Annotated in this window: 11 protein-coding genes; all 11 read left to right on the forward strand. The window is 41.7% G+C overall.

Features of this window, described 5'->3' with window-relative positions:
- Nucleotides 1–211 precede the first annotated feature (211 nt).
- Nucleotides 212–523 carry a type II toxin-antitoxin system RelE/ParE family toxin gene (locus PSI14_RS19215; RefSeq protein ID WP_273577590.1) on the forward strand — a complete coding sequence of 104 codons (312 nt, stop codon included), beginning with the start codon at nucleotides 212–214 and terminating at the stop codon, nucleotides 521–523.
- A gap of 2 nt (nucleotides 524–525) precedes the next feature.
- A complete protein-coding gene (nadS, locus tag PSI14_RS19220; protein WP_038182073.1) occupies nucleotides 526–816 on the forward strand; it encodes a NadS family protein in 291 nt (96 codons plus the stop codon).
- A 598-nt stretch (nucleotides 817–1414) separates the two neighbouring features.
- Nucleotides 1415–2110, forward strand: coding sequence for a hypothetical protein (locus PSI14_RS20100; RefSeq protein WP_306309350.1), 696 nt, complete (start codon nucleotides 1415–1417; stop codon nucleotides 2108–2110).
- Nucleotides 2111–2381: 271 nt separating this feature from the next.
- Entirely contained in the window at nucleotides 2382–2882 is a 501-nt protein-coding gene (locus PSI14_RS19230) for a BRO-N domain-containing protein (RefSeq protein ID WP_273577591.1), read from the forward strand.
- 462 nt (nucleotides 2883–3344) lie between these two features.
- Nucleotides 3345–3467, forward strand: coding sequence for a hypothetical protein (locus tag PSI14_RS19235; RefSeq protein ID WP_273577592.1), 123 nt, complete (start codon nucleotides 3345–3347; stop codon nucleotides 3465–3467).
- A 306-nt stretch (nucleotides 3468–3773) separates the two neighbouring features.
- Complete coding sequence (locus PSI14_RS19240) at nucleotides 3774–4061, forward strand: type II toxin-antitoxin system HigB family toxin (protein ID WP_273577593.1); 288 nt, start codon at nucleotides 3774–3776, stop codon at nucleotides 4059–4061.
- Complete coding sequence (locus PSI14_RS19245; RefSeq protein ID WP_273577594.1) at nucleotides 4058–4633, forward strand: helix-turn-helix domain-containing protein; 576 nt, start codon at nucleotides 4058–4060, stop codon at nucleotides 4631–4633. The genes PSI14_RS19240 and PSI14_RS19245 overlap by 4 nt, the downstream gene beginning before the upstream one ends.
- Nucleotides 4617–5090, forward strand: a complete 474-nt coding sequence (locus PSI14_RS19250; protein WP_273577595.1) for a protein-export chaperone SecB — start codon at nucleotides 4617–4619, stop codon at nucleotides 5088–5090. Before PSI14_RS19245 ends, PSI14_RS19250 begins: the two co-directional genes overlap by 17 nt.
- A gap of 119 nt (nucleotides 5091–5209) precedes the next feature.
- Nucleotides 5210–5557, forward strand: a complete 348-nt coding sequence (locus PSI14_RS19255; RefSeq protein WP_273577596.1) for a phage tail protein — start codon at nucleotides 5210–5212, stop codon at nucleotides 5555–5557.
- Complete coding sequence (locus PSI14_RS19260; RefSeq protein WP_273577597.1) at nucleotides 5554–6291, forward strand: phage minor tail protein L; 738 nt, start codon at nucleotides 5554–5556, stop codon at nucleotides 6289–6291. The genes PSI14_RS19255 and PSI14_RS19260 overlap by 4 nt, the downstream gene beginning before the upstream one ends.
- 1 nt (nucleotide 6292) lies before the next feature.
- Nucleotides 6293–6776: C40 family peptidase (locus PSI14_RS19265; protein WP_273577598.1), on the forward strand; the 484-nt coding region annotated here is incomplete at its 3' end.

Consider the following 6776-nt stretch of genomic DNA (forward strand, 5'->3'; position numbering starts at 1 on the left):
TTCGATTTCATAAGAACAAGCAGAAAGTCGGATTATCGGGTTATCGATTATAACAGTAATGCAGATAATTTATCTGATTAACTTAACAGACAATAACAATAAGTAATAGCCCCTATGGTTTTTTTCTCAACTCCTCTCATGTGTGCGCCATTGACTTATAAAATAAGGATGCTATCATTATTCTATGCATACACCAATGGCGTACTGAAACATGATATTTATTGAGACCCCTATATTCACCGAAGACTGTAAAGAGCTGTTAAGCGACGATGAATATCGTGAGTTTCAACAATATCTTGCCGATAATCCCGCTGCGGGTGATGTTATTCAGCACACTGGAGGCTTACGTAAAGTCAGGTGGGCATCCAGAGGTAAAGGTAAACGTGGCGGTGTACGCGTCATTTATTATCACAAGGTCGATGTCTCACATATAAGGCTGCTTCTGATTTATAAAAAAGGTATTAAAGATGACCTTAGCGAGTCAGAAAAGAAAGTCTTGAGAGCATTAAATGAAGGGTGGTAACAATGGACAGTAAATTATTTTCCAGACTCACTGAAAGCATGACACAGATGAACGAAATCATGAATGGCGAACGTGCTGCCTCTCGTGAGACCACTATTGAGGCAGTGAAAGTAAAAAACATTCGTCAGGCAACTGGATTGAGCCAGACGGGATTTGCTAAATTAATCTCTGTTAACGTTGGAACCCTGCGTAATTGGGAACAGGGAAGAAGAGAGCCAACAGGCCCAGCAAAAGCATTGTTAAAGGCAATAGAAAAAGATCCGGTTCATGTCTTAAAAGCACTTTCTATGTAGAGCTTAATATTACCAAACAGCCCCTAACGGGGCTTTTTTGTTGCTAGTGGAATATTATCTTCGCGTGTGTTAGCTTATAGTACATAATATATGTGCAGTCCTTTAAAAAAATCTGGTGAGTACCAGCCCTGAATATGCGTTAGGGTATCCTCCTAAACGGGAGGTTATTATTTTTGACCTGCTCTTTGAACAATTTAGGTGTGCTGACAAAGTACACGCTATACCGGAACGCTCTAGGCTTTCTTGGAGCAACCAATCCTCTAGAATAGGACTGGCTAATTACAATTAATGCCCCGCCCGTGTGGGGAGTTTTCGTTCTTTAATATCACTGTGCTGAAAAAGCACAAACTATCTTAGAATTAATGCATTCATTATATTCATATGTGTAAATTATAATGCGAATAAATAATTCTATGGCTTAAGCGGAAACGTTAATCTTTACTCATCCCAAAATCTAAAACCTCACAATTAATCTATGCAATTATTTTGCATCGGTCATTTTCACATGCTTTTTTCACAATTAAACCAAATAAAAAAGCCAGTAGTGAAATACTGGCTTTTGGCATCCTATTAAAAGGAGAAAACAAATATGTTGGATATGAATTTAGCAAATCAGTCAGTCGTTGTCACTATGTCAAGCATTGACTTCTTGAATGACATTATCAATCCAGCACGAGTCTCTGCTGGTGAAAAAGAAGTTGAAAATCGTCGTTTTATTGCACGCATTGAAGATGAACTGGATGATTTAGGGGTCGCGGAAAACTTTTACGTGACCACTTCTCAGGGCGCAAAGCGTAAGATTAAAGGCTATAACCTGACAATGGAGCAAATGACTCTTGTCGGTATGCGTGAATCAAAAGCCGTTCGTCGTATAGTTCTCGCAAAGTTGAAAGCCCTCACTAGCCCACCTCAACTTTCATCAGCAGAACTGATTGCCGCTATTGCAAACAACAATGTTCAACAAGAAAAGCGCCTGATTGTTGTTGAGCAAAAAATGGATCAAATAGAGCAAGGTACTATTCCTGTTGGTTATCAAGGTTACAGCTATCTACAGGCAACCTACGGTCTGAGTAATGCTAAGAGCAAGCAATTAGTTATGGCTTGGTCGGTTCCCCACAAGAAAGTTCCTCATGTTGCACCGGGCGGACAAGTTACGCAAATGTCAGTGGTATACGAAGGCGCATTCGAAAAAGCCTTGCATCAGATGATGAAAGAAGCAGAACAGCGTGGCTCACAATGGTATCACCCCAATATGGGTAGGTTTTCTATTACTGGCTGGAAAGAAGCGGCTTAAGCATTGAGAGCCACGGATGGCGATCAAATACCGATCTATTCAACAGGATTGATCAATCTAACAGCGATTACCAGTATTAACAATATGTATTTACACGCTATACGCGTGTAAATAGTTGAATATTCGAGGCACTTCGCAATTCACGATGGATTATCTTTACAAAAAGTTACAATCACGAGATAAATAGTGTCGCACTAAAACGGCGAAGCCCCCAACTACTGGTAATAGTCAGGGGCTTCTAATTTGTCAGAAACTTATCGAGGTAACCGACATGACTAGTATAGCAATTACCAAAACGAATAACACCGATCAGTTAACTTTCCGTAGCACTGTGTTTAATCCAGTATCTCATGCTAATGATATTTGGCTCACAGCCCCTGAGTTAGCTAAAGCATTACAGTATAAAAAAACAGATGCAATAACACAGATTTACGAGCGCAATTCCGATGAGTTTACACCTGCTATGACAATGACCCTCAAATTGAGTGTCAATGGAATAAACAATAGCTTACGTAAAAAAGTGGTTAGAATGTTCTCTCTCAGAGGTGCTCACTTAGTAGCTATGTTTTCCAAGACTGACGTAGCCAAAGAGTTTCGCAAATGGGTACTGGATATACTTGATCATGAAGTTGAGAAAGGGAATATAGATCTGTCATCTGAACTCAGAAACGCCAATGCTTTATATAAAAACCTAATGCACCTCAAAGATACGTGGGATACCCTCAATCCGCATTTATCTGTTTTAACACCTAGATATAGCGCACGCGTTTAATGGGGCATTTAGTAATGTGAGTGACCCTGTCTTAGCTCTTAAGAATGGGCTTAAGCGAAAAGTTAACTGCTGAACTAACCCCAAGCCATGGATAAATTACGAATGCGAAAAATAACTCATTCTGAACTCACGATTAAGCGACTGTGCATCTGTGCAGTCGCGCAACAATTGGGTGAGTTTATTTATGAAGAAAAGCCTCGCTGTTAAACGGCATCACATGTACCGCTTAAAGGTAAAACGCGGTAGGTATAATAATGCTGGTGGTCAACCTGATAAAACATCAGCAGGGATATGCTACAGAACACCTTGCCTATGCTCTTGCTGGATGTGCGCAAACCATCGCCATGTATTTGGTATGAGTATCAAGGAAATTCGGGATAGAGCTAAATATACTGATTAACCCCAAGCCACGGATGGCTTTAATGGGCGAACTTGTAAAAATCACAACCTAGGAACAGAGAAATGAGCAAACAAACTGATAAGCGAACAGACCTGATAGCTTCCACCGATGAGGCGGGGAGAGCGGTGAGCTTGGTCGCAGTGAAGCTCACGTTAAAGCATCTGATGATATCACGGAGGATCTGATTAACGAGGCGCTGGACTTGCCGCATAAAAACGATTAATGAAATATCAATGAGTCCCCAGACCTGCTTCGGCAGGTTTTCTTTTAGTAGCGACACGTCGGTTAGGTTATGAGTTAAAGTTTTATCACCCTCACAATTCGGGTAATTTCCGATCAACGCTTTAATAAAGTAATGTAGGGTGTTGCAAGTATTCGGGGCAAGTTATCGTGATTAGTCATGTACGATACGGTAACGAACTGGTTAAATAAACATCTTTCCCATTTTGGGAATTTAGGTGTAGAATCTTGCAAAGGAAACTTCTCAGCCAATGAAAATTATGGGGAAAAAGGAAATAGTTTCTTTTTGTGAAAAGCATAATCAGGCAAAGGGAGCGCTTAATGCTTGGGTAACCGAGGTGGAATCAGCGAGCTGGGGCTGTTCACAAGACATAAAGAATAGATTTTCTACTGCTAGCTTTCTGCCTGATAACAGAGTGGTGTTCAACATAAAGGGGAATGATTATCGCCTTGTTGTTCAAGTCAGATACGTTAACGGGATAGTGAAAGTTGAACGTATTGGAACTCACGCCGAATATGATAAATGGAGGCTAAAATGACTGAGTTTAAGCCGAGAATCATAAAAAATGATGAAGATTATGAGCTTGCAATGGCTCGTTTGACAGAATTAATGGGCTTAAACCCTCAGGATAATACCCCTGATTCAGATGAGTTAGAGCTACTAGCTTTGCTTATAGAGCATTATGAGTCAGTACATTATCCGATAGAAAAGCCATCTCCTATAGATGCTGTATTATTTAGGATGGATCAGGCAGGACTAACGCGCAAAGATATGGAGAAATATCTCGGTTCTGCTTCAAAGGTGTCTGAGGTGCTTAGTGGTAAAAGAAAACTGAGTATGACAATGATTCAAAAGTTGCACTATGGACTTGATATAGCTCTGGATGTTCTGATCCAAAAACCTGACGATATAGAATGGAAGGATGAGAATGTATCACCAGTGGCATTGATATGGGACGATCACAAGGAATACAGAAGAAGGGATGCGACGGTAGTAAAAGAGCCTCACTCTACACTGAATCCATTTAAAAAAGAATGGAACACGGAAAGGCAATTTACGGATATGGAAGAAATAAACTTAAAGGAGCCTGAGTATGCTCTTGCATCTTAAGAGTGCACAAAAAAAATTACAGATAGTGAATGTGTTGATTCGAGATGGTTATTTCTCTGTAAATCCCGAAATAAAAGTTACTTTTATGGATAAAATCTTCTCGGAGAATAAGACCAAACCCCAAAGTTATGAGGCGGTCACATTAGCACATGAACTATCTACAGATGATGATGAAAACCACGCTTATGTATTTGATTTTGATGTCAGCGTTCGTGTTGTGAAGATCAAGGAAAATAAAGACGAAGATATTGATGAAAAGGATGTAATATACATGATAAATGCTCAATTTGAGGCATTTTATACATCTAAAGAAAAGCTCACCGAAGAAGAAGTAAAGGCTTTTTCGAAAAACAATGTCACCTACCATGTTTGGCCTTATTGGCGGGAATTTGTTCAGTCTGCTTGTTCTAGAATGGGAACTCAGCCATTGCAAATACCAATGTTTAAGCTTAAATGATTCATCACCTCTATAACCCGCTTCGGCGGGTTTTTCACATCTATGCCGCCTAGTGCGGTTTTTTTACGTCCAAATCCAATGCCGCTTAACTGCGGTTTTTTCTTTTATAGGAGCTTGATATGGCTATTGACGAGTTTAAATGGCGAACTCAAATCCAAGATTCACCCAATGGTGAATTTAAACACCGAATTAAATCAATTGAATTTGGTGATGGCTACAAACAAGTTTCTGCTGACGGAATTAATCCAGAAAGTCAGTCATGGCCTTACTCTTATATTGGAATAAAAGAGGAGGTAGCACCCATATTTCAGTTTATTCGCACGCATACTTTGAAATCATTTATCTGGACGACTCCATATGGTGAGAAAGGGTTATACCGAGTGAAGGCAGATTCAATCACCATGATACCTATGGCGAGAGGTATCATGAAAATATCAGCAACATTTGAACAGGCATTCAGCGCATGACTATTAATGCAGATCTCCAGCGCCTTGAGGTGGGGAATAAGGTTCTATTGTTTTCGGTCGACGGCTCAGCCTTTGGTGGGCCAGAACTGTATTTTCATAATCACACCATTCCTTACACAGAGAAGGATTTGGAAGACCTAAGTAATTTACCCATTAAATCTATTTGGTGGCAGGGAGTGGAATATAAGCCGTGGCCTGTCGAAATTCAGGGACTGGAAATCCACAGTGATGGTAGAGTGGCTTCTCCGTCTCTCAGGATCTCTAATATAGACAGCACTATCAGCGCCTTGTGTCTGGCTTACCAAAATATGACTCAGGCCCGTGTCACTATTCGAATGACCTTTGCGCACTATCTGGATGCACGCAATTTCCCAGAAGGGAATCCCGAAGCCGATCCCACACAGGAAAAAATTGACGTCTTCTATATTGACAGTAAGACCCATGAAGACAATACAGAGATTCATTTTGCCTTGTCTTCTCCCGCTGATTTGCAGGGCATTCAGATCCCCACGCGTCAAATCCACAGTCTGTGCACATGGTGCATGCGGGGGCTGTATCGTAAATCCCCCTGTAACTATACGGGCACGCGGTACTTTGATGAGGACGGCAATCCGACCGATGACCCATCAAAAGATGCATGTGGTGGGCTGATGAATGATTGTAAACTTCGGTTCGGTGAAAATGCGCAATTACCGTTTGGGGGGTTCCCCGGCTCTGCTTTATTGAGACGTTAATATGGAAATACTACGCCCTCATATTATTCAATCCATCATGGATCACGCCAAAGCAGAGTACCCCAATGAATGCTGTGGTCTGGTGATTCAAAATAGCCGCAAACAGCAATATATCCGCTGCCGGAATGCCGCTCCCTCTCCGACAGAACAGTTCAGCCTGCATCCCGAAGATTACGCCAATGCTGAGGACGCAGGCACCATTGTTGCGATTGTCCACAGTCACCCCGACGCCACCACACAACCCAGTCAGTTAGATATCGCCCAGTGTGACCTGTCACAAATCCCGTGGGTAATTGCTTCATGGCCGGAGGGGGATATTCGTACGATTATGCCCACTGAGGGAATAAAACCCCTGTTGGGTCGCCCGTTCGTCCACGGTATTTGGGATTGCTATTCCATTGTGCGTGTAGTTCTTGACCACTACAACTCTGCATCCGGGGAGGAAGAGATGGCCATGCCCACCCCGCGGCGGGAAAATAAATCCA

It is taken from the genome of Xenorhabdus anantnagensis, assembly GCF_028598555.1.
GTDB classification, from domain to species: domain Bacteria; phylum Pseudomonadota; class Gammaproteobacteria; order Enterobacterales; family Enterobacteriaceae; genus Xenorhabdus; species Xenorhabdus anantnagensis.

Coding starts and splice junctions, on each gene's coding strand:
- PSI14_RS19215 (WP_273577590.1), top strand. CDS start 212: ATGATATTTATTGAGACCCCTATATTCACCGAAGACTGTAAAGAGCTG.
- nadS (WP_038182073.1), top strand. CDS start 526: ATGGACAGTAAATTATTTTCCAGACTCACTGAAAGCATGACACAGATG.
- PSI14_RS20100 (WP_306309350.1), top strand. CDS start 1,415: ATGAATTTAGCAAATCAGTCAGTCGTTGTCACTATGTCAAGCATTGAC.
- PSI14_RS19230 (WP_273577591.1), top strand. CDS start 2,382: ATGACTAGTATAGCAATTACCAAAACGAATAACACCGATCAGTTAACT.
- PSI14_RS19235 (WP_273577592.1), top strand. CDS start 3,345: ATGAGCAAACAAACTGATAAGCGAACAGACCTGATAGCTTCCACCGAT.
- PSI14_RS19240 (WP_273577593.1), top strand. CDS start 3,774: ATGAAAATTATGGGGAAAAAGGAAATAGTTTCTTTTTGTGAAAAGCAT.
- PSI14_RS19245 (WP_273577594.1), top strand. CDS start 4,058: ATGACTGAGTTTAAGCCGAGAATCATAAAAAATGATGAAGATTATGAG.
- PSI14_RS19250 (WP_273577595.1), top strand. CDS start 4,617: ATGCTCTTGCATCTTAAGAGTGCACAAAAAAAATTACAGATAGTGAAT.
- PSI14_RS19255 (WP_273577596.1), top strand. CDS start 5,210: ATGGCTATTGACGAGTTTAAATGGCGAACTCAAATCCAAGATTCACCC.
- PSI14_RS19260 (WP_273577597.1), top strand. CDS start 5,554: ATGACTATTAATGCAGATCTCCAGCGCCTTGAGGTGGGGAATAAGGTT.